19 protein-coding genes and 1 pseudogene are annotated in these 21,117 nt (G+C 62.2%); 7 read left to right on the forward strand and 13 right to left on the reverse strand.

The annotated features are described in order from the left end of the window. The first annotated feature begins 86 nt into the window (after positions 1-86). Positions 87-1,229, forward strand: coding sequence for an alpha-hydroxy acid oxidase (locus tag OS035_RS21465; RefSeq protein ID WP_331814060.1), 1,143 nt, complete (start codon positions 87-89; stop codon positions 1,227-1,229). Between the two features lie 18 nt (positions 1,230-1,247). Here OS035_RS21465 and OS035_RS21470 read toward each other — a convergent pair whose 3' ends face one another. From OS035_RS21470 to OS035_RS21480, 3 genes are read right to left on the reverse strand one after another with little or no spacing between them, the layout of a single operon-like run. Then, positions 1,248-1,688, reverse strand: a complete 441-nt coding sequence (locus OS035_RS21470; protein ID WP_097626546.1) for a hypothetical protein — start codon at positions 1,686-1,688, stop codon at positions 1,248-1,250. Next, positions 1,685-3,013: a phosphatase PAP2/dual specificity phosphatase family protein gene (locus tag OS035_RS21475; RefSeq protein ID WP_097626544.1), complete on the reverse strand. Its 1,329-nt coding sequence runs from the start codon at positions 3,011-3,013 to the stop codon at positions 1,685-1,687. Before OS035_RS21475 ends, OS035_RS21470 begins: the two co-directional genes overlap by 4 nt. Before the next feature lie 10 nt (positions 3,014-3,023). Beyond that, the gene (locus OS035_RS21480; RefSeq protein ID WP_097626542.1) at positions 3,024-4,808 is read right to left on the reverse strand and encodes a bifunctional alpha/beta hydrolase/class I SAM-dependent methyltransferase; all 1,785 of its coding nucleotides are present in this window, start codon (positions 4,806-4,808) and stop codon (positions 3,024-3,026) included. 197 nt (positions 4,809-5,005) lie between these two features. On the opposite strand from OS035_RS21480, the gene OS035_RS21485 reads away from it, so the two are divergent. The 4 genes from OS035_RS21485 (at position 5,006) to OS035_RS21500 (ending at position 9,382) form a co-directional block, all read left to right on the forward strand. Then, positions 5,006-5,617 carry a CDP-alcohol phosphatidyltransferase family protein gene (locus OS035_RS21485; RefSeq protein WP_097626540.1) on the forward strand — a complete coding sequence of 204 codons (612 nt, stop codon included), beginning with the start codon at positions 5,006-5,008 and terminating at the stop codon, positions 5,615-5,617. A gap of 191 nt (positions 5,618-5,808) precedes the next feature. After that, a complete protein-coding gene (locus OS035_RS21490; protein WP_331814061.1) occupies positions 5,809-6,945 on the forward strand; it encodes a PspA/IM30 family protein in 1,137 nt (378 codons plus the stop codon). A gap of 5 nt (positions 6,946-6,950) precedes the next feature. Further along, complete coding sequence (locus OS035_RS21495; RefSeq protein ID WP_097626536.1) at positions 6,951-7,598, forward strand: OB-fold-containig protein; 648 nt, start codon at positions 6,951-6,953, stop codon at positions 7,596-7,598. Next, entirely contained in the window at positions 7,595-9,382 is a 1,788-nt protein-coding gene (locus OS035_RS21500; RefSeq protein ID WP_097626534.1) for a flotillin family protein, read from the forward strand. The genes OS035_RS21495 and OS035_RS21500 overlap by 4 nt, the downstream gene beginning before the upstream one ends. A gap of 22 nt (positions 9,383-9,404) precedes the next feature. Here OS035_RS21500 and OS035_RS21505 read toward each other — a convergent pair. From OS035_RS21505 to OS035_RS21540, 8 genes and pseudogenes are all read right to left on the reverse strand, one after another. After that, positions 9,405-10,146, reverse strand: a pseudogene (locus OS035_RS21505) (metallophosphoesterase family protein). A gap of 2 nt (positions 10,147-10,148) precedes the next feature. Next, positions 10,149-10,505, reverse strand: a complete 357-nt coding sequence (gene uraH, locus OS035_RS21510; RefSeq protein WP_097626531.1) for a hydroxyisourate hydrolase — start codon at positions 10,503-10,505, stop codon at positions 10,149-10,151. After that, positions 10,502-11,002, reverse strand: a complete 501-nt coding sequence (locus tag OS035_RS21515) for an ureidoglycolate lyase (RefSeq protein ID WP_097626529.1) — start codon at positions 11,000-11,002, stop codon at positions 10,502-10,504. The genes uraH and OS035_RS21515 overlap by 4 nt, the downstream gene beginning before the upstream one ends. A gap of 4 nt (positions 11,003-11,006) precedes the next feature. Continuing rightward, positions 11,007-11,369, reverse strand: coding sequence for a HepT-like ribonuclease domain-containing protein (locus OS035_RS21520; protein WP_003592892.1), 363 nt, complete (start codon positions 11,367-11,369; stop codon positions 11,007-11,009). Further along, positions 11,366-11,866, reverse strand: a complete 501-nt coding sequence (uraD, locus tag OS035_RS21525; protein WP_097626528.1) for a 2-oxo-4-hydroxy-4-carboxy-5-ureidoimidazoline decarboxylase — start codon at positions 11,864-11,866, stop codon at positions 11,366-11,368. The genes OS035_RS21520 and uraD overlap by 4 nt, the downstream gene beginning before the upstream one ends. Beyond that, positions 11,866-12,789 carry an allantoinase PuuE gene (gene puuE, locus OS035_RS21530; RefSeq protein ID WP_097626526.1) on the reverse strand — a complete coding sequence of 308 codons (924 nt, stop codon included), beginning with the start codon at positions 12,787-12,789 and terminating at the stop codon, positions 11,866-11,868. Before puuE ends, uraD begins: the two co-directional genes overlap by 1 nt. Before the next feature lie 113 nt (positions 12,790-12,902). After that, positions 12,903-13,610 carry a DUF1045 domain-containing protein gene (locus OS035_RS21535; protein WP_097626524.1) on the reverse strand — a complete coding sequence of 236 codons (708 nt, stop codon included), beginning with the start codon at positions 13,608-13,610 and terminating at the stop codon, positions 12,903-12,905. Between the two features lie 114 nt (positions 13,611-13,724). Beyond that, the gene (locus OS035_RS21540; protein WP_097626522.1) at positions 13,725-14,903 is read right to left on the reverse strand and encodes an NAD(P)/FAD-dependent oxidoreductase; all 1,179 of its coding nucleotides are present in this window, start codon (positions 14,901-14,903) and stop codon (positions 13,725-13,727) included. Here OS035_RS21540 and mnmD point away from each other — a divergent pair. After that, a complete protein-coding gene (gene mnmD, locus OS035_RS21545) occupies positions 14,902-15,630 on the forward strand; it encodes a tRNA (5-methylaminomethyl-2-thiouridine)(34)-methyltransferase MnmD (protein WP_097626520.1) in 729 nt (242 codons plus the stop codon). The genes OS035_RS21540 and mnmD overlap by 2 nt on opposite strands. A gap of 5 nt (positions 15,631-15,635) precedes the next feature. Here the strand turns inward: mnmD and OS035_RS21550 are convergent, their stop codons facing one another. After that, positions 15,636-19,019 carry a response regulator gene (locus OS035_RS21550; RefSeq protein WP_131711388.1) on the reverse strand — a complete coding sequence of 1,128 codons (3,384 nt, stop codon included), beginning with the start codon at positions 19,017-19,019 and terminating at the stop codon, positions 15,636-15,638. 309 nt (positions 19,020-19,328) lie between these two features. Here OS035_RS21550 and OS035_RS21555 point away from each other — a divergent pair, with 309 nt between their 5' ends. Further along, positions 19,329-19,628 (forward strand): hypothetical protein, encoded by a 300-nt coding sequence (locus OS035_RS21555; RefSeq protein WP_097626516.1) that lies wholly within the window; start codon positions 19,329-19,331, stop codon positions 19,626-19,628. A 64-nt stretch (positions 19,629-19,692) separates the two neighbouring features. On the opposite strand, the gene OS035_RS21560 is transcribed toward OS035_RS21555, so the two are convergent. After that, positions 19,693-21,078 (reverse strand): MFS transporter, encoded by a 1,386-nt coding sequence (locus tag OS035_RS21560; RefSeq protein ID WP_097626514.1) that lies wholly within the window; start codon positions 21,076-21,078, stop codon positions 19,693-19,695. Between the last annotated feature and the right edge of the window lie 39 nt (positions 21,079-21,117).

Raw genomic sequence — 21,117 nt, forward strand, 5'->3', positions numbered from 1 at the left:
ACCTCGCTTTATCGATCCCCGATGCCCAACTGCAGCCTGAAAGGGCCAATTTCCTGTAGCCGCATTCAGATGTGAAGGTTCAATTCATGGCCACGCCGCTCACCATCGCCGATCTGAAACAGCGCGCACGGCGCCGCGTGCCGAAGATGTTTTTCGATTATGCGGATTCGGGCGCCTGGACGGAATCTACATATCAGGCGAACGAGAGTGATTTCAGCCGGATCAAGCTGCGCCAGCGGGTAATGGTCGACATGGCCAACCGCTCGCTGGAAACGACGATGATCGGCCAGAGAGTGTTGATGCCGGTGGCCCTGGCGCCGACCGGCCTGACCGGCATGCAGCACGCCGATGGCGAGATGCTGGCGGCGCGCGCCGCCGAGGAGTTCGGCGTCCCCTTCACGCTGTCGACGATGAGCATCTGCTCGATCGAGGATGTCGCTTCGGTGACGACGCGTCCCTTCTGGTTCCAGCTCTATGTGATGCGGGACAAGGATTTCGTCCTCGGGCTGATCAACCGCGCCAAGGCCGCCAGATGTTCGGCGCTGGTGCTGACAGCGGACCTGCAGATCCTCGGCCAGCGCCACAAGGACCTGCGCAACGGCCTGTCGGCGCCGCCAAGATTTACCCCGAAACACATCTGGCAGATGGCGACCCGGCCCTTCTGGTGCCTGGATATGCTTAAGACCAAGCGCCGCACCTTCGGCAACATTATCGGCCACGCGAAAAATGTCACCAACATCACCTCGCTTGCCGCATGGACACACGAGCAGTTCGACCCGCGGCTTTCCTGGGCCGATGTCGCCTGGATCAAGGAGCAATGGGGCGGCCCGCTGATCATCAAGGGCGTGCTCGATCCGGAGGATGCGAAGGCCGCCGCCGATACCGGCGCCGACGCGATCGTCGTCTCCAATCATGGCGGCCGCCAACTGGACGGCGCCCCTTCCTCGATCAGCATGCTGCCTGCGATCGTCGACGCCGTCGGCGACCGCATCGAAGTCCATCTCGACGGCGGCATCCGCTCCGGACAGGACGTCTTGAAGGCCGTCGCGCTCGGCGCCAAAGGCACCTATATCGGCCGCCCCTTCCTTTATGGCCTCGGCGCCATGGGCAAGGAGGGCGTCACACTGGCGCTCGGCATTCTCCGCAAGGAGATGGACATCACCATGGCCCTCTGCGGCAAGCGCGACATCAAGGATGTGAACTCGTCGATCATCGCTGTGCGGCCGTGACCCTGCTTGAGAAGCCGCTCAGCAGAGCGGCGGCCCATCGGTCGCGTCGAGCAGAAGGATCGCGAAAATCACGAGATAGATGGAGAGCGCGAGACGCTGCTGCCAGACGATGCGGCGCGATCCGGCAATCCGCTTCTCGAGGCCACGCGGCGTCCCGTCAGGCTTGCGAAGCTGCATGCGGGACAACAGGTCGTCGATCGCGGCAAGACCGGCCGTCTCGGTCTCGTAGCTCGACGCGAGGCGAAACAACAGCGCATCGAAAAGCAGATGGATCGCCAGCGCAAGAATAATCCCGCAGAAAACGAGCATCAGAAGCCAGCCGAGCATTGGAGCGAAACCTCGATAGTCCGCGGTGATCGGGCCGACAATCAGTGGCAACAACACTGTGAGCCCGCAGACGACTGCATTGCGGCCGAGGTTTCGCGCAGCCGCAGAGGCCACGGTATTCCACTGCGTCATTGCAAACCCTCCGCCACGGCATGGAGACTTTCCACAGGCAGATAAACACGCCACCCCGCCCGTTCGATCAGCCGCAGCGCTTCGGCTGGATTGTCGCAACGTCGGCTGATAAGCAGCCAGCGCACGATGACGCCGGCGCTCCGCTGGAAACCTAAAGCACAGCAGACGAGGACCGGTCCCTGGTGGCGCGCAACCTCGATAAGGTTCGCCGCAGCCCGGGTCTGGATCTTGTCGAGGCCGGTCAGATCAAGGGTTGGAAAGCTGGACCAGCCCGCGAGCGTCCCGCTCGGGCGCTGAAGTTCGCCGGTAATGTCGATCACCGTGGCAAAACGATTGGCCTCGTGGCGACGCGGAAAACGACCAAGATGGACACCATCAGCGATCGCCACGGATGCCGGCATTTTTCGGGTCCAGAGCCAAACGTTGATGACAGCGCCGAGCCGGTAGGGCGCCAGCAGCCAGCGGCTGGCAAGCGTGGTCCGGCCATCGGCGCGTTTCTGGAATATCTGCGGGCCGGCGCCGAAATATCCGACTGCGACGATCGCCAGCGCCATGGCCGGCCAGAGCAACAGAAGTGCTGCGGCCGATAGAGGCGTGCAGAGCACTGCAAGACCGAGGAATGCGACGGCGCCGCACAGGTAGTAGACGCCAAGGCGGCGCGACTTCGGATCGCCGCTCATCGCAAACTTCGCGAGAGGCGAACCGGCGTCGCGCGGAAAAAGCCAGGCGGCGAACAGACCGAGCAGCATGCCGGTCGGTATGTCCATGACGTGATGCTGCCACGTCGTCAGCACGGAGGCTCCGATCAGGAAGCACCAGAAGTGCCAAAAAAGCCGTGCCTTCCGCGGCAGCCGGCCGCGCAGATGGTCCCAGATCACCATCAGAAGCGCGATATGCAGGGACGGCGCCTGGTTGAACGGCTTATCGAATCCACCGAGGACGGTGAACATGAAACCGGGCAGGCCGCTCGTTGCCGGCCGCACGAAGAGCGCTTCGAGCGGAAACGCGACAAAGCAGGCGACGGCTAGCAGCTGGATCGTCAAATAACGCCTCGCGAGCACATCCACATCGCGCGGCGTCGTGTTGATGAACAGGCAGAGTGCGTAGAACAGATTGATCGACCAATAGGGAATGATCGTCCACGCTAGGAACGGAATGGCGCTTTCCCATGCGAAGGCGATGTTCGGCACATGGGCGCGTTGCGACGCCACCCAATTGGCGCCGCCATAGGTCAGATAGAAGAACGGCGCCAGGAGGACGAGCCAGAGCGCTGCCCGTCTCAGGACCGGCGCTGCCTCAGAAAGAGTTGAACGTGCCTGCCCCAACGTCTTGCCCTCACGCTCTCTCCGCCAGCGAGACGGTGAAAATACCCCACTGGTCGATGCGCTGTTCGAGCTTGCGGAAACCGGCTGCGGCGACCAGTTGGTCCATTTCTTCCTGCGTCCGCCGTCGCATCACCCATGCCTGGCCGCCGCGGTGGGAGGTCAGAGCACGGGCGATCATCTCCAGTTGCGGATGCCATGGCTGGTTGGTGTAGACGAGCAGTCCGCCGGGCCGCATCGCGCGGGCAATCCCATCGAGCGAAGCGGCGATCATCGCATTGTCGGAAAACAACTCATACAGGCCGGAGACGATCGCGAGATCCGGAGCCGGCATGATTGCAGCCAGCCCTTCGCCGTCAAAGGCATCCTGCTGGCGGAAGCTCACGAAATCACCCAGTCCCCGCGCGGCGATGCTGTTGCGGCCGGCATCGACGTTTATGGGGGAATAATCCTGCAATCGCGCACTATCGGGACGCACGGCAGCCGCCTCGATCGCATCAAGGACATAACGGCCGTGGCCGGCCGCTATGTCGAGCATATGGGTGCTGCGGCCGGCTGCTTTCAGGCGCTGCAGCGCGCGGTCGATCAGCTCCTGCAAATGCAGCTTTCGCTGCCTGATGCCGCGCCAGCCGATCGCCTCGAGGAACACCTTGTCGATCAAACGCCCGCCGGGACCGAGCCCGCGCGGCTTGTTCTCGTAGACGTAATCGAGCGTCGAGCCGGAATCAAAACCGGTCTTGACCCCCGTCCTGATGCCTTCTGAGACCAGGGCGCCAAGCCTGATGTTGAGGCGGCTGAGCGCCCAGTAGATGCCGCGTGGGGATGCGGCGTCGAGAGGGCTCGCGAGCCGGTCTGCCTCATCCTTCGTATAGCCCTGGATATGGGCGGTGCTGAGATCGGCAGGCGCCCGGGGCTCGGCGAAACGCGCATCGACAAAACGGCGGATCTCGGCGAGCGCCATCGTACGGTCTTTTTCGCCAAGTGTGTCATGGTAGAAGCCGGCAAGCACATGCCGCTCCTTGATGCGGCTGCCGAGGTTTTCATAGAACCGGTGCTGCGGCGCGTGTCGCACCACCCAGTCGCTGCCGGATATCAGCAGTTGGGTCGGAACGGTGATGGCGCGGGCGTCGCCGACGACGCGGGCTGCCGCCTCGTAGAGCTGCAAAAGAATGTTGGAGGCAATTGGCCTAGATATCAGCGGGTCGGATTCGTACGAGGCGATGCGCTCGGGGTCATGCGTCAGGAACCTCGCCTTGACATAGGAATTGACGAAGAATGTGCCCTTAAGCTTTTCCCAGAGCGCAATGCCTTCCCTGGCAAAAGGCACATAGAGCTTGACGCTGAAGGCCGGCGAGGCCAACACCAGCGCACGGATCGGCGGCGCATAGTCGTGCACCCAGGCGGTGGCGAGAACGGCGCCGACGCTCTGCGCAATGACGGCGATGTCTTCGACGGCAGTACCGCTTGTCTCGCTGACATGGCGGACGAAGCAATCGAGGTCATGCGCCGAGGCGGCAAAGGATGGCGAATAGCCGCGCTCCCCCGGTGAACGCCCGTGGCCGCGCGCGTCCCAGGCGTAGAAGGCAAAATCATCGAGGCCGAGCTCGGTGGCGAGATGGGCGACGCGGCCGCTATGCTCGTGGCCGCGATGGAGAAGGATGATTGCGCCCTTCGGTGCAGCGCCGGTCGCAGGCCACATCCGATAAAAGAGCCGTGTGCCATCATGCGAGACAAATTCGGATTCTTGCATTGCTCTGGCCGTCGATGACGAATGCCCACTATCGGCAGTTTGCAGCACGGTCTTCTCCAATTCTGATCGATGGATGAGTTGCAACCATTAGCGGAACAGTGATTTGCATTCATTGCAAAAGTCTAGTCGCAAATGTAAGTCCTAAGCGAGAACCGCTATGAAGTATGGACTTCCCCACAAGTACGATCTGCACCGCCGGAGCCGGACTAGATTTATCCGATGCCACGAAATTCCATTGAGGTCGCATGTCTGTTTATCAATTGAAGTCCCGGTTTCAGAATATTCTTCGCCCTCTGGTGCGCTCCCTTGCGGCGCGAGGCGTCACCGCCAATCAGGTGACGTCAATCGCCGCCGCCGTCTCGGTTGCACTCGGCCTTTTTCTGAGCGTTGCTCCGCTTCCGCATTGGTTCCTGCTGGTGCCTGTCTGGTTTCTCCTGCGCATGGGCCTCAACGCCATTGACGGCATGCTTGCGCGCGAACATGGGCAGAAGAGCATTTTGGGCGCCTATCTGAACGAGATCGGCGATGTCGTGTCGGATGTCGCCCTGTATTTGCCGTTTGCGCTCATCGATCCAAACGGCTTGGTGCTGGCGATGGCCGTCATCTTCCTTTCGGCGCTGACGGAATTTACCGGCGTTCTGGGTCAGACCGTCGGCGCAAGCCGGCGTTACGACGGGCCACTGGGCAAGAGCGACCGCGCGGTACTTTTCAGCGCGCTCGGCATCTTCGTCGCGGCAGGTGGAACGTTTGCAGCATGGACTTCGTGGCTTTGGGCCGTGGTGGCTCTCCTGCTCATATGGACCATCATCAATCGTATCAGCGCCGGCATTCGCGAGGCGCGCACGGCCGCTCGATAGGGAGCGGAGCCGATCTGATGCCGGTTCTTCCATCTGCAATGTAATTCGGAATGTCTCAAACGCTGCTTCTTGCAACTTGCTTACAGCGCGTATCGTTCGACGCCTCCCGCCTTCTAACGATACGTTAAGCAGAGGTTGTATTTTTTGCGCCTCCCCTTGAAAGCACAAAAGCGGTGCTTTATGTTTTATCCATGGCACCCACGAGCAAGACACCGCATCCTTCGCTATTGCGCTACATGCTGGCGCCTGACGATCAGGCCCGGCAGGCGCTTGATGACACCATTGCCGCCTATCGCAAGATGACCGGCATCCTGACCGAACTCATCGACGACAAGGCCGGCGCCAATCTCGTGGTCCTGCATGATCTTGCTTACGAGACGGTCCGCGAGCAGACGGGCCTGCCGGCGCGGCTGGTGACGCTCGGCCTGCGCGATTTCGCCGCCAATCGGGGCGCCATCCCCGATCCGCTGCAGCTGCCGCTCGACGACAAGCTTTTCGCCATCAAGGGGCCATCGGATCTCACGATCGCTACGGTGCACGGACGTGTTGCCGTGGCTTTCGATGTCGCGGGTTATTCCAAGGGATGGGAGAGTATTTTTCCCGCATACCTTGTAGCGGACCACGATCGCTACGAGATTAACATCGGCGTCACGCCGAATTCCGCTCGGATGGAGGAAAACATGACGAATGAAGGCATTCTTTCACGCATGGGTCGCCTGATCGCGGGCATCGCCAATGCAGCGATCGACAAAGCGGAAGGCGTCAACAAGATCGCCGTCATCGAACAGGCGATCCGCGAAATCGATGCGGCGGCCGAGGAAGCCCGCACCGACCTCGGCAAGGCGCGCGCTGAGGAATACCGCATCCAGAGCCGCAAGGACGAAATCGTTGAAGACATGGACGCGCTCGACGCAAAGATCCGCCTTGCCGTCTCCTCCGGACGGGATGATCTCGCAAAGGCCGGCGTCGCCCGTCAGATCGATCTCGAATCCCAGATCGCCGCGCTCGACAAGGCACTGGCCGACGCCCGGGAGCAGCTGGACGAAGGCCAGAAAGCCCTCCAGGCCGTTCTCGCCACCCGCCGCGAGGCCGACGCCCGCCTTGCCGATTTCAAGCGCAGCATCGCCAAGCATCCCGAAGAGGCCGCAGCCGGCCACAACAGACCGACGCCCGGCGCTGCCGCCCGCGCCGCCGCGGCGGTCTCGCGGCTGACCGGCGTGCCATCAGCCGAGCATACCAATAGTTCCGAGTTGGACGAACTCGACCGGTTGCATCGCGAACGCGCGATCGAGGCACGCCTCGCACGCTTCAAGACGGATAGCCGGTAACGCCGATGGCACTTTTCTTCGCGCCCGAATGTGCTCCCTTTGCCATTGCCGCCGCCGTGCTCGCGGGCCTGACGGCGATCGAGATGCTGGCGACCGTCATGGGTTTTTCGATCACGGAACTTCTCGGAAAGCCGGATTTCCATGGCCATGACGGCATTGCTGGCTATCTCTCCTGGCTCAATCTCGGCGGCGTTCCCCTGCTCATTCTGCTGATGCTGACACTCGGCTTCTTCGCCATTTCAGGCTTTGCCGTCCAGGCCGTCGCCAACACCTTCTGGGCGCCGCTACCCTCCGTCATCGCCGTCATTCCGGCCCTTTTGATCACCTTCCCCATGGTCAGGGCATCGAGCAGAACCGTGGCGCGGATCGTGCCGCACGACGAGACCTATGCGGTCGATCTCGACACCTTCGTCGGCCGGACCGCCGAAGTGTCCCTCGGCCCGCTCGATCAGGGACTGCCGGGACGCGTCCGCGTCAAGGACCAGCATGGCAACTGGCATGTGCTGAGAGCCAGGGCCGCCAAGGATCAGCAGCCTCTCGGCATCGGCACGCAGGTTCTCCTCGTCGATCGCAACGCAGATGTATTTATCGCCATTCCCGCCCTGGTGGACCCCACCGGCTCGGACAATCAATCTTTCAGGGAGCAGTCATGATGTATGACATTATTCTACCGGCCGCTATCGCGATCGTTCTGATCTTCGGCATCGGTTTTGTCCTCGCCTCTCTCTACACCCGCTCCAGCCGCGACGAAGCCTATGTGCGCACCGGTCTTGGCGGCCAGAAGGTTGTGCTCGACGGCGGTTCGGTCGTTCTGCCGATCTTTCACTCGATCGCCCGCGTCAACCTGAAGACGCTGCGGCTCGAGGTTCGCCGCGGCGAGGGCGATGCACTGATCACCAAGGACCGCATGCGCGTCGATATCGGCGCCGAATTCTATGTGCGCGTCAAACCCGACGCCTCCTCGATCGCGCTGGCCGCTCAGACGCTCGGCAGCCGCACCAACGATGCCGAGGCGCTTCGTATCCTGATCGAAGCAAAATTCGTCGACGGCCTTCGCTCGGTGGCCGCGACAATGAATCTCGACGCGCTGCAGGAACAGCGCATGGACTTCGTCAAGGCCGTGCAGGAAGCCGTCGGCGCCGATCTCCAGTCGAACGGCCTCGAGCTCGAATCCGTGTCGCTGACACGCCTCGACCAGACCGACATCAAGCACTTCAACGCCAACAACTTCTTCGATGCGCAAGGTCTTGCGGCATTGACCCGCATCACCGAGGGTCGCAAGAAGGAGCGAAACGAAATCGTTCGCGATACCGAAGTCGCCATCGCCCAGAAAGATTTGGAGGCCCGCCAGCAGTCGCTGACCATCGAGCGGACCAAGCGGGAAGCCGAACTCAGCCAGGAACGCGACATCGCCAACAAATCCGCGGCGACGCGCGCCGAAACCGCCCAGCAGGAGCAGGCGGCAAAACGCGCCGAGGAAGAAGCCCGCATCGCCTCCGAACAGGCGGTCGCCGAACGCGAGGCAGCCGCCAAACAGGCCCGCGAAAGCGCCAACATCGATTCGGCCCGCGCCGTGCAGCAGCGCGACACCGAAGCCAAGCGTGACCTGCAGATCGTCGCGCAGGAAAGCGCGATCGCCGTTGCCAACAAAAGCCGTGAAGAATCCGAGGCGAAGGCGGCTGCGGAAGCGGCCCGGGCGCTGGCGATTGCGGCAGAGGAAAAAGTCGGCACCGCCAAGGCGATCGAGATCGCCGAACGCGAAAGGCAGATTGCCGTGATCGATGCGCGCAAGAAAGCCGAGACGGACGCAACCGCAGTCACCGTCGGCGCCGAGGCTGAAAAACAGGCCGCAAGCGACCAAGCCGAAGCCATCAAGACGCTGGCGACCGCCGAAGCGGATGCGGCGATCATCAAGGCCAAGGGTATTCTCGAAACCGGCAAGGCCGCGGCCGAGAGCGAAGCCCTGCTCAACGACGCGCGTAACAAACTGAGCGCTGCCATCATCGAGTTCGAGATCACCCGCGAACGTATCCGCATCATTCCCGAGGCGCTTGCCGAGGCGGTCAAGCCGATCGAAAAGATCTCCGATATCCGGATCTTCGACACCGGCGGCATGCTTGGCCGCGGAAACGGCGCGACCGGCGGAAACGGCATCGGGCTTGGCGAAGGACTGGCCGGCCAGCTTCTGTCCTATCAGGCCAACAAACCGATCCTCGACAGGTTGATGAAGGAAGCCGGCTTCGACGGCGACGATGCTATCTCGTCGCTCCTTGGAAATCTCAATGGCGCAACACCAGCCGCAGCACCGGCAAAGCCGGCAATACCGCCCACGGCTCCGGCAAGGCCGGCAACATCGGCTGCTGCTCCGGCAACGCCGGCAACACCGGCCGCGGCCCCGGCAAAGACGATCGCCCCTTCGTCGCCGAAGAAGGACTGATCGCAGCGCAGGCGGGTCTTGGCTATCTCACCCAGCCCGCCGCCAAGGCACTCGCCCAGTCGGCACGGCCCCTTTCGCCGGCCAGTGCCGACATCGCCACATGGTCGTAGGCAACGGTTCGAAACTGCCATATCCATCCGGCCGCCGTCTTTTCCAGAATAGCGTAGCTCGCCAGCGGGTGGCCGGCCTCGACCTTGTGGTAGTAAGGCAGCACATCGTCATAGGCGGGGCAGCCGACGCTGCCGGGATTGACGATCAGGCGGCCGTCGGAGAGCCGGACGGCGCGGGGAAGATGGCTGTGGCCGCAGAGGATCAGCGGCAGGTCGATACCCTCAGCCAGCGCCTCGATCGCCTCGATCGGCTTCAGGAAGACCAATCCTTCGGGCGAGACCGATTCCAGCCAATAGAGATTGTCGTTCTTTGGGGTCGCATGGCAGAGATAGGCCTCGCCGCGATAGACCGTGTCGAACGGCAGGCCGCGGATCCAGTCGAGATGGGCCGGCGTCAGCTGCCGATAGGCTGAGGCATCCGAAACATGCATCGTCGCCGGATCCTGCTCGATCAGGTAGCGGTCATGATTGCCGCAGACCGAGGTCAGGCCAAGCGGCAATCAGCAGCTCCGCCGTCCGGCCGGCATCGAGCGGACCGCTGAAGAAATCGCCGAGGTTGACGATCTCCTCGATACCTTCAGCGCGAATATCCGAAAGCACGGCTTCAAGCGCCAGATGGTTGCCGTGAATGTCGGCGATCGCGGCGAATTTCATAATTAACTGCCTCGATAGGTGGAATAGCCGTAGGGCGAGATCAGCAGCGGCACATGGTAGTGCGCCGTGATATCGGCGATGCCGAAACGGATCGGTACAAGATCGAGGAAAGCCGGATGCGGCAGCGGCGTGCCGCTCCCCCTCAGATAATCACCGGCGTGGAAGACCAGTTCATAGGTGCCGGCCCGGAAATTTTCGCCGGCAAGGATGGGGCCGCCGTCGACCCGGCCATCGGCATTGGTCTCGACCGTCTTCAGATGCCTGCGGATTTCGCCATCGAGCTGGAAAAGATCGATCCTGAGCCGCTCGGCTGGCTTGCCCAAGGCGGTATCGAGAACATGCGTGGTCAGTCCGGTCATGGGGCTGGCTCTCTGATGACGAAGGGGGTTTCGAAGAAGAATTCCTCCAGATTGTTGCCTGGCCCCTCGCGATCGACGACCAGGAAATCGGAGACTTGGCCAAGCGCCATCAGCGGATGATGCCAGACATTGCGGCGGTAGTTCACACCCTGGTCCCCCCGCGCGTAAAACACCTGCGGCCTGCCCGGGCGTCCGCTCTCGTCCTCGGCGACGACGACCAGAAAAGGACGGCCGGAAACCGGCGAGAAACTCTGGCTGCCGAAAGGATGACGCTCCATCATATCGACATCATAGGGGAAACTGCGCGGCTGGCCGCGAAACAGATTGATGATGACGCGCGCGCCCTCGCCCGCCGCCTCCGCCACAGCCAGCGCGTGAAACCGTTCGGTCGTGCCACCATTGATGAGCCGCATCGAGGCCGGATCGGCTTCGATGACTTCGCCGAAGGCAGCGAAGGCAGCGCTGGTGAGCGGGCAAATGTCGAGAAATTCGGGCATGGCCTCACTCACCTTGGGCATGCCAGTTGCGGACGGCATCGATCTCGCGAAGAAGCTCCGGCAGCGTCCGATAGGTCGCCTCCCAGATGTCCGAAGGATCGAGATCGAAGACATCGTCGAGGATGCGATTGCCCGTGCCGCAGATCTTTGTCCACGGCAGGCCGGGATGCTCGGTGGCAAATTCCGGATGCGTCACCAGCAGACGGGATGCCGCGGCACCGATGGTGAAGTGGCAGAAGGCAACGGCCTTGAAAGTGAGCTGATCCTCGGCGAAAGCCGCCTCATCCATTCCGCCGATGAAGGACAGCGCTTCGGATGCCGCCTTTTGCATGTCATTGAGATAGTCGATGGCACGCCTCTCCTTCATTCCGCCTCCGGCAGCATCGAGGTCAGACGCAGCAGCGCGATCTTTTCGACCTGCGCAGTCGCGGTCGCAAATTCTTCGTCCCGGCCGTTGCCGATCCGTGTTTCAAAAGCTTCCAGAATATCCTCCTTGCCGAGTCCTTTGACGGCGATGATGAAGGGAAAGCCATATTTTTCGACATAGGCCGAATTGAGTTCGGTGAAGCGGGCGTGTTCGGCAGGGCTCAGGCGGTCGAGACCGGCGCCGGACTGCTCCTTGCGGCTGTCTTCGGTAAGTTCGCCGGATATGGCAAGACGCCCGGCAAGATCGGGGTGGGCGCGGAGCACGCCGAGACGTTCCTCCGGGCTTGCGGCGCGGAAGACGGCCGCAAGCGCCGCATGCACGCCTGATGCCGTCAGCGGCTCGGTCAGGCCGCCGGCGTCATAGGCACGCTCGGCGATGAAAGGCGAATGTTCGAAGACGCCGCCGAAGCGGAAAACGAAATCCTCGCGCGACAGCATCAGATCGCGTCCGGCTGATGATGCTTGTGCCAATGCGCGGCGATCTCGATGCGGCGCGGAATCCAGACCTTGTCGTGTTTCAGCACATATTCGATGAAGCGCTTCAGCGCCGCCGCCCGGCCGGGGCGCCCGACGAGACGGCAATGCAGGCCGACCGACATCATCTTCGGGCTGCCCGCCTTGCCTTCCTCATAAAGCGTATCGAAGGCATCCTTGAGATAGGTGAAGAACTGATCGCCGGTGTTGAAGCCCTGCGGCGTCGCGAAACGCATGTCGTTGGTTTCGAGTGTGTAGGGAATGATCAGGAAAGGTTTCCCGTCGACGCCCTTCACCCAGAAAGGCAGGTCGTCGGCATAGGAATCGGAGGAATAGAGGAAGCCGCCCTCCTCCTGCACCAGCCGCAGCGTATTGTCGGAGGGCTTGCCCTGATACATGCCGTAGGGCCGCTCGCCGGTCAGTTCGGTGTGCAGGCGCACGGCTTCGAGGATATGCTTGCGCTCCAAGTCTTCCGGAAAATCCTTATATTCCAGCCAGCGGTAACCGTGGCTGGCGATCTCCCAGCCGGCTTCCTTCATCGCCGCGACGGCCTCGGGGTTGCGCGCCATCGCCAGCGTCACGCCGTAGACGGTCGCTTGCACCTTGAGATCGGTGAACATCCGCCAGAGCCGCCAGAAACCGGCGCGCGAACCATATTCGTAGATCGATTCCATGTTGAGATTGCGCTGCCCAGGCCAGGCCGCCGCGCCGACGATCTCCGACAGCAGGTTTTCGGACGCCGGATCCCCGTCGAGGATCGAGCTTTCGCCGCCCTCCTCGTAATTGATGACGAACTGCACGGCGACGTGTGCCTCTTCAGGCCATTTCGGATCGGGCGTCTGACGCCCGTAGCCGACGAGATTGCGCGGATAAGTCTCGGATACCATCAAATCACCTTCTGAAAAGACGAAGAACGGTAGCATCCGCAGCCGGAATGTCGAGACGGAAACTGCGCAGCGGATTTTTATCCTTTCTGCGCAATACGTTAGCTTATCTCTTGTCAGGCGATCTTGCGCGCGCTGACCTTGCCCATCGGGTGCAGAGAATGAACGCGGAAAGGACCGCCGGTGCCCTCTTCGATCATCAGCGCCACGTTCGAAACCAGGACTGGTTCGCTGAGCACAGGCTCGAAAATCATCCGCAGCGCTGGCTCGATGCGCGGCATGTCGATCGCGTTGACCGGGCCTGTCACCGGCATATGGAAGCGGAATTCCTCCATCACGTAAGGATTGCCCCAGCGATGCAGGTTTGAGAACTGCGCGGCCGACAAGCCATCCGGATCGCTGCGTTCGATGTCGGCCTCGCTCAGCGGCGCGCGGAAACGGTCGAATTCCTGCACGATCGCCGAAGCGAGATATTGAATCCGCTCGCAGGGAACACTCGGCAGCAGGCTGTAGAAATTGCCGAGCCGGGCGACTTCGAGGCGCGGAATCTGGAAGGGAAGGACAGTCCCGGAAAAACGCATGAGGTCGCGCAGGAGTTGCGATTCGGACAGTTCCGGACACAGGTGGAACGGCGCTTTCAAAAGGCCATGAAAACCATAGCGCCGCGGCACGGCCGTATGGAAGGCAATCTCATGAATGCCGAGGCCGCGCACCGCCGGAGGCTCCAGCATCTCACCTGAAAACACGTTTCGGCCAAGCCAATGGGCGGCCATAAGCGATAGCGGGTCGCTCGCCGGGGGCGTGAAGCAAATGGCATAGCGCATGCGATTTCCTCCATCAGGAAAAGGAGCGCCGGTGATCTCAGGCGCTGTCGATGCGCAAGCAGATAGGTGATTTGCATGACAGAATAACGAAACGAAGCGGCGCCGAATTCACGTTTAACGTGAAGCCACCGCGATATGACTTGAAATATCGAAGCTTTCCGGAAGTGCAAACCCGCAGTCTCTATCGCCTGCGATACATATCGCCGCTTCCGCCAGCCGGTGGGCCAGGCCGAAGCTGACCTTGAAACCGCCGGTCAGCGCGATGAGGCGCGAGTGCTCGGGATGGCGGCCGATCATCGGATCGCGGTCGACCGCCTTCGGGCGAAGCCCGGCCCAGCGTTCGACGACGGCAGCGTCGTGGAGTGCCGGCACAATCTCCCGCGCCGCGCCGATCAGCGCGTCGAGTTGGCCATCGGTCGAAGTGGGATCGTCGAAACGATTCTCGCTGGTACTGCCGATCGCCGCATAACCGCCCTCATGCGCTACGACATAGAGCCCGTCGAGAAAGATCGTCGGCAGCGCCGGGTCGAGATCGGCTTTCAGCAGCGCCGCCTGCCCCTTGACCGGCTGGCCGAGCGGCTGTTTCAACCCCGGCGTGAGGCCCTGCAGCAACGGAAAGGATTGATGGCCAGCGGCCAGGATGCAGTGACGGAAAGCGATAGTTTCGCCGCCTATCTCAGCCACGCCGCGATCCGGATCAAGGCCGGCAACGGCTGCATGCTCCAGAATGCGTACACGTTTGGCCTGCCGCAGCAAGGTGACGAGTGCCGCGATCAGCGAACGTGGCGCGACGCGGGCGGCGAGCGTGTCATGTATGAAGCCGCTCTCGCCGGCCGACGCCTCGATCCAGCCGCCGACCGGCGGAGTGTCGAACACATGCCAGTGGAACCGGCGCGCGTCGGCCTGCCAATGGCGTTCGGCGTCCTCGCAGTGGCGGCGCGCGATTATCTCGAGATGCGGCTTCGGCAGCGGGATCAGCCGTCCCGAACGGCGATAGCCCGCCGAAAGCCCCGTCATCGCTTCGAGCGTCGCGATCTCGGCCTCGAGCGAGACCAGCGCATCGAATTGGAACTGCTTCTTCTCAGACCACCGATCCGGCATATGCGGCATCAGCGCGCCGAGCAGGCCACCGCTTGCGCCCCCGCCCAACCTGCCGGCGTCGGCTACGATCGTATCGATGCCGCGGCGTTCGGCATGAACGGCTGCCCAGAGACCCATGATGCCGCCGCCGACGATCAGCAATTCGCAGGATGATTGACCTGAGACCGGCCGAGGATTATCGGCTTTTTCCATGACAGACGTGAACCCCGATCAGATTGGCGCGGGCGCGCCGCAGCCGCTCGAATGGCGCGACGGCGATATGCCTTATTCCACCGCCTTTGGCGATCATTTTTATTGCCAGACGGACGGTCGGCTGGAATGCGGCCATGTCTTCCTCGCCGGCAACGGGCTGCCGGAGCGCTGGAACGGGCGACGGACGTTCGTGATCGGCGAACTCGGCTTCGGCACCGGCCTGAACTTCGCCGAGACCTGGCGGCAATGGACGCAGCATCGCGCAGCCGGCCAGCATCTGCATTTCATCTCCTTCGAACTCCACCCGATGCGCGGCGAGGAGATCGGCCGGGCGCTGTCGCACTGGCCGGAGATCGATGCCGAACGCCAGGCGCTGACGGCGTCCTGGCCGGAAACGCCTGCCGATACGGTCTCGCTCGACCTCGACGAGCAGACGAGGCTCAGCGTCGTCTGCGGCGCAGCACTCGAAGGCGTCGCGGCCGCAAAGCCCGGCTTCGACGCCTGGTATCTCGACGGCTTCGCCCCGTCGCGCAACGGCGACATGTGGTCGGAGGAACTGATGCGGCTGGTCTGTGAGAAAGCGGCACCCGGCGGCACCTTCGCCACTTATGCGGCCGCCGGTTTCGTGCGCCGAAATCTCATCGCCGCAGGTTTTTCCGTCGAGCGCCGCCAAGGCTTCGCCGGCAAACGCGAAATGCTTTGTGGCATCAAGGCATCCGGCAAGTAAGCAGATCAGTAGCTGGTACGCCCCGGCTGCTCCTCGTCCTTGCCGAGCCATTGCCGGATCTTCTCTTCCAGCAGTTCGGGGCTGATCGGCTTCGACATATAGTCGTCCATGCCGGCATCGAGGCAGAGCTCGCGATCGCTTTCGAGTGCATGGGCAGTGACGCCGATGATCGGCACCCGGTGGCCCTGCCCCTTTTCCCTTTCGCGGATCGTCTGGGTCGCCTGATGGCCGTTCATGACCGGCATCGACACGTCCATCATGATGATCCGCGGCGTATGCCGCTCCCAGGCGGCGACCGCTTCCTCGCCATTGTCGACGACGAGGAAGGAAAGGCCGGTTCCCTGCAGGATCTGCGTGAAGACGATCTGGTTGACTTCGTTGTCCTCGGCGACGAGCACGTCGACGAATTCGGCGGCCCGCTGCTGCGGCACCGGCGCAGGCGGCGGGACAGGCGCGTCCGCCTGCGCCTGCAGCCGGGCGATCTCGGCCTCTGAAGCCTGCTTGACGCGGCTGGCGCGCACCACTTCGACGACGGTGTTGCGCAGCACGTTGGCGCGCGCCGGCTTCATCAGATGCGCGTGGCCGTTCAGCGCCGCGAATTCCTTTTCCGTGCCTGAAATATCCATCGATGTGAGGAAGATGATCGGCAGCTCGACGAAGCGGCGATCGGCGCGCAGCCGGCGCGCAACATCGGCGCCGTTCATATCGGGCATGTGATAGTCGAGCACAACGGCATCGACGGTGATGCCGAGATCGGCAGCCGCCTCCAGGATCGCCAGACCGGTGCCGCCGCCTTCGGCCGCCACGCCGTCGAAGCCCCAAAGCGACAGCTGCTCGGTCAGGATCCGCCGGTTGACGTCATTGTCGTCGACAACAAGGATGCGCGCACCCTGCACGTTGATCGGCAGCGGTTTCGGCTCGAGCCGGGCGGCCGCCACCGCAAACGGCAGGTTGACGGTGAAGACCGAGCCCTTGCCCCATTCGCTCTCGACATTGAGATAACCGCCGAAGAGATCGACGAGGCCGGCGGTGATCGCAAGCCCGAGACCCGTTCCCTCATGCCGCCGGGTCGAGGAAGCGTCAACCTGCGAGAATTTGTCGAAGACCGATTCGAGCTTTTCGGCCGGGATGCCGATACCCGTATCCTCGATGCGGATGCTCGCCATGATCTCGCCGCCCCCGGCCGCCTGGAACCCGACATCGACGAAGACATGGCCGCGCTCGGTGAATTTGACCGCGTTGCCGACGAGATTGGTGACGATCTGGCGGAAACGGCCGGCATCGCCGATCACGGCGGCGGGCAGATCGGGAGACGCCCGCACCAGCAGTTCGATGTTCTTCTCGGCGGCATGCGAGGAGAGGAGCGTGGCCACATCCTCCACCGCTTCGGTGATGTCGAAGGCGGCTCTGCGCAGTTTCATCTGCCCGGCGTCGATTTTCGAGAAGTCGAGGATGTCGTTGATGATCGTCAGCAGCGCATTGCCTGACTTGACGATGATGTCGACGAAGGTCTTCTGGCGTGTATCGAGATTGGTCTTGGCCAGCAGCTCCGCCATCCCCAGCACGCCGTTCATCGGCGTGCGGATCTCATGACTCATATTGGCGAGGAATTCGGATTTGGCGCGGTCGGCGGCTTCGGCGCGCGACAAGAGCTGGCGCAGTTCCTCCTCACGGCTCTTCAGATCGGTGACATCGGTGAACAGCGCTACCCAATGCTGTCCCTCGCTGACCATCGCATCCATGTTCACCCAGCGCTCGCTGCCGACATGGAAAACGGTGGAGATCGGCTGCCTCGCGGCGATATTGGCGCGCCACTCCTGCAGGATCTCGTCCGCCGCATCGTGGAAATCGCCGCGCACCGCGCAGAATTCGAACATGCCGAGCCAGCCTTGCCCGGCCTCGATGTAGGAAGCCGGAATCCGCAAGATATCGGCCATTGCCTCGTTGGACATTTTGATGATGCCGTCCTGGACGATGGCAAGCCCCTGCGACATCGCATGCGTGGCATCACGCATCATTTCGCCGACCCGCTCCAACGCAGCGCGCGTCTCGTGAATTTCCTTTTCCCGCTCGCGCACAGCCGAAATATCGGCGTAGGTTAGCAGGATCCGGTCGTTGGAGATGCGCCGGCTGTCGAAGATGACGGATTTTCCGCCCGCCCAACCGAGCTCGATCGGTTCCGGTTCATCGGTCTCGAACAGGTGCTTGCGGAAGGCGTAGATCTCTTCCGCCGTCTGCGTGCCGTCGTAGCGGCCGAGCTCGTTATTGCGGCGGATGACATCGACGAAATGACGGCCGTCGAAGGGATCGTCGAGCGGCAGCTCCCAGATGCTGTAAAATTCGTCGTTGGCGGAGAGAATCCGGTGGTCGTTATCGAGGATAAGCACGCCGATCGGCAGCGAGCGCAGGATGTTCTCGATATCCCGATGCAGCGCCTCCTCCTGCTTCTTCGCCTCGATCAGCGCCGTCTCTCGCTCCTTAAGCGGCGCGATATTGGAAAAGGAGCCGACGACATAGGTGCGCCCATCCGCCGTCACGACGCGGTTGACCCGCGAGATGAGCGGATGAATGCGGCCATCCCTACCCGGCATCTGGCTTTCGATCTCCTTCGACAGCCCATCTTCCAGCGCCAGCCGGTTTTCCTGGTAGATCGCCTCTCCACCCTCCGGCCCGAACATCTCGTGCTCGGTCATCCCCAACACCTGAGAGCGTTCGTAGCCGCTGAAGCTCTCGTAATATTGATTGGCATAGACGAGGCGATGTTTGTCGTCGCGCACGAAAACCGCGACGGGCAGGTCCTCCATGATGGTGCGCAGCAGATCGCGTTCGTTGACGCTCTCGTGCCAGCCCGTATCGCCGGCAGCAGCCGGCTTTGCGCCGTTGCGGTAGGCGGCGTTGACGACCAGCGGGCGTCCGTCCTCGGCAAAGATGCCGATCGGATGGTCGAGCTTTTCCAGCGCCTCGCACACACGGGCAAAATCCGCTGCAGCGCCGGGGTTGCCGGCAGCCCCTCTATCGTTCACCGCGCGCCGCGGCGCTTCGCGCCCTTCGAAAATGCCGAGCACATAGGCCCGCTCCGGCGACGGCGAAAAACTTTCGATCTGGACGCGCTCGTGGCCGAGACCCGCGGCATCGAAACAGATGGCGTTTTCCTCGGTGCCGAACACCAGCGCGCGGCGCTCCCTATCCTCGCGCTCCTCTTCCTCGGGACGGTCGAACAGCTCGCGGCTGCGCCTGCCGATGAAATCGGAAATTTCACGGCCGAGGAAATCGGCATAGGCCTCGTTGACGGCGACATAGCGCAGTTCGCTGTTCTTGACATAGGCCGGGGTGTCCAGATCGGCGATCCGGCGGCAAGCCAATTCCAGTATGTCCCCGGCTGATTTCAAGAAATTGTCGCTCCCGCAATGAATGAAATATCAACTACAAAGATTATAACGCCAAGGCTTTTAACAAGGTTTTAACCATAAATTTCAGCAGAGTGTTTTTACAAGTCGGCTCATCAAGCTAAGCCGCCGTACATGTGCACCCGGACTTGCAATCCTTACCGTCCGCACATTCCCTTTTCGCGCCGACTTTCGTTGAAATCATGACGAAAATTTAATGCGGGAGCCGCTTGCACGGCCATCGCGCCGCCGCGATCCGGGCGGAGTCTGAACACGGCTTTATGGAAGCCAGTCTAGATCAAGGAAAATAGCATGTCCGTTCTTCATAAGAGCATGGCGACGGGCCTGATCGCGCTGACCCTTGCCGGCGCCTCACTCGCCACCGCCACCACCGCCGATGCCCGTCCACGCGATGCCTTCTGGGGCGGCCTTGCCGCCGGCGTCGTCGGCGGCGCCCTGTTGTCCGAGGCCGCCCGCCCGGCCTATCCCGCCTACCCCTATTACCGCCCCTACCCTGTCTATCGGACCTATTACCGGCCGTCCTATTGCCACCTCGAATGGCGCTACGACCGTTGGGGCGAAGCCTACCGCGTCAAAGTCTGCCCGGAGTAAATGAAAGCTCGTTCTGGCGGGTTCTCACCCGCCAGAACGAATTGCTGACATCGCATTTGCATCGTTACGGAGAAAGCTCCTCCAGCACGCGATCCTTGGTTTCGACCGCAAACAACACCGTGATGATCGCACCGACGATCAGAATGGCTGCGAAGCTCGCAAAGACATACTGGATGCCCATGGAAGACATCACCGTGCCGACGAGGATCGGACCGGCCGATGATCCCAAGCGAAGCCAGGCGCTGCCGGTTCCTGTTCCCAGTGCCCTGAGGCGCGTTGGGTAGATCTCTGCCGAGTATAGGTACAGGGAGAATGTAACGGTCTGGACAATCGCATAAGCGAGACCGGCAAGAACCAAAACCTGAATGGGAGACGTCGCGCCGAGCCATGCGAGAGCGAGCAGCGGCACGGGAGCGAGAAGCAGTGCACCGGTGTACCAGCGCTTGCGTCCCACTTTGTCGATGAGCAGCGCGCAGATGACGGCGGCAATCACGCCGCCGACCGACGTCAGGAAACCATAGAAGATGCTGGTTTGAAGCGGCAGATTGAAGACCTGTCGATACAGGGTCGGCAACCAGGTGATCGTACCGTTGGCCACCGTATAGGCGGTAAACCACATTGCCCAGATGGAAAGCGTCCGCTTCAGGTAAATGCCCTGGAAGAGCTCGCGCCAGTCCGACTTGCGGCGGACCGGCGCCTGGATGAGCTTCGGCTCGGGCAGTTCCTTGCCGGCTGCGCGGGCACTCTCTTCCATGCGGGTGACGATAGCGTTTGCTGCGCCATAGCGGCCGTTGGCAGCCAGCCAACGCGGTGATTCCTTCAGGAACCAGCGCAGAGGAATCATGATGATTGCGGGAACGAGACCGACGATGAACATCGCCTTCCAGCCGTAAACCGGTACCATGAAGTAGCCGATCAGCCCGGCGCCGACGAGGCCCAGCAGGAACATGACCTCATAGAGGAGGAAGAACTTGCCGCGCCCCTTCGACCCGATCAACTCGTTGATATAGGCGCTGGCGACCGGAACCTCGCCGCCGGTGCCGATCCCCTGGACGAAACGAAAGGCCATCATCATGCCGGCCCCGGCAGCGAACAGGCATGCGACATCCATGCTGACAAAGAGCAGGATCGTGAACAGAAGAACTTTCAGCCGGCCGACCTTCTCGGCAAGCCAGCCAAACAGGATCGCACCGATCAACTGCCCCAGATAGCCCATCGACAGGATCATGCCTGTCTGTGAGGGTGTCAGGCCCCACTCGCGGACGAGGACGGGCATGGCATAAGCGATGGCGATGACCGTGTAGCCGTCGAAGAATGTTGCCGCGCCGACGATATTGCGCGCCCAGAATACCTCGCGGGTGATGGGAAGGCGCTCCAGACGAGCGCTGATTTCGGCCTGAGGATCAGCGGCATTCGCCGTCTCAGCCGGCATAGGCTGCATGACATTCATTGGTTCCTCCTTCTCGCCCCGTGGCCTACCACTCTCCCG

It is taken from the genome of Rhizobium sp. 268, assembly GCF_036571585.1.
Lineage (GTDB): Bacteria > Pseudomonadota > Alphaproteobacteria > Rhizobiales > Rhizobiaceae > Rhizobium > Rhizobium redzepovicii.

Excerpts from the sequence above, each read along its gene's own strand:
- OS035_RS21465 (WP_331814060.1), top strand. The coding sequence starts at position 87 with ATGGCCACGCCGCTCACCATCGCCGATCTGAAACAGCGCGCACGGCGC.
- OS035_RS21470 (WP_097626546.1), bottom strand. The coding sequence starts at position 1,688 with ATGACGCAGTGGAATACCGTGGCCTCTGCGGCTGCGCGAAACCTCGGC.
- OS035_RS21485 (WP_097626540.1), top strand. The coding sequence starts at position 5,006 with ATGTCTGTTTATCAATTGAAGTCCCGGTTTCAGAATATTCTTCGCCCT.
- OS035_RS21490 (WP_331814061.1), top strand. The coding sequence starts at position 5,809 with ATGGCACCCACGAGCAAGACACCGCATCCTTCGCTATTGCGCTACATG.
- OS035_RS21495 (WP_097626536.1), top strand. The coding sequence starts at position 6,951 with ATGGCACTTTTCTTCGCGCCCGAATGTGCTCCCTTTGCCATTGCCGCC.
- OS035_RS21500 (WP_097626534.1), top strand. The coding sequence starts at position 7,595 with ATGATGTATGACATTATTCTACCGGCCGCTATCGCGATCGTTCTGATC.
- uraH (WP_097626531.1), bottom strand. The coding sequence starts at position 10,505 with ATGACCGGACTGACCACGCATGTTCTCGATACCGCCTTGGGCAAGCCA.
- OS035_RS21515 (WP_097626529.1), bottom strand. The coding sequence starts at position 11,002 with ATGCCCGAATTTCTCGACATTTGCCCGCTCACCAGCGCTGCCTTCGCT.
- OS035_RS21520 (WP_003592892.1), bottom strand. The coding sequence starts at position 11,369 with ATGAAGGAGAGGCGTGCCATCGACTATCTCAATGACATGCAAAAGGCG.
- uraD (WP_097626528.1), bottom strand. The coding sequence starts at position 11,866 with ATGCTGTCGCGCGAGGATTTCGTTTTCCGCTTCGGCGGCGTCTTCGAA.
- puuE (WP_097626526.1), bottom strand. The coding sequence starts at position 12,789 with ATGGTATCCGAGACTTATCCGCGCAATCTCGTCGGCTACGGGCGTCAG.
- OS035_RS21535 (WP_097626524.1), bottom strand. The coding sequence starts at position 13,610 with ATGCGCTATGCCATTTGCTTCACGCCCCCGGCGAGCGACCCGCTATCG.
- mnmD (WP_097626520.1), top strand. The coding sequence starts at position 14,902 with ATGACAGACGTGAACCCCGATCAGATTGGCGCGGGCGCGCCGCAGCCG.
- OS035_RS21540 (WP_097626522.1), bottom strand. The coding sequence starts at position 14,903 with ATGGAAAAAGCCGATAATCCTCGGCCGGTCTCAGGTCAATCATCCTGC.
- OS035_RS21555 (WP_097626516.1), top strand. The coding sequence starts at position 19,329 with ATGTCCGTTCTTCATAAGAGCATGGCGACGGGCCTGATCGCGCTGACC.
- OS035_RS21560 (WP_097626514.1), bottom strand. The coding sequence starts at position 21,078 with ATGAATGTCATGCAGCCTATGCCGGCTGAGACGGCGAATGCCGCTGAT.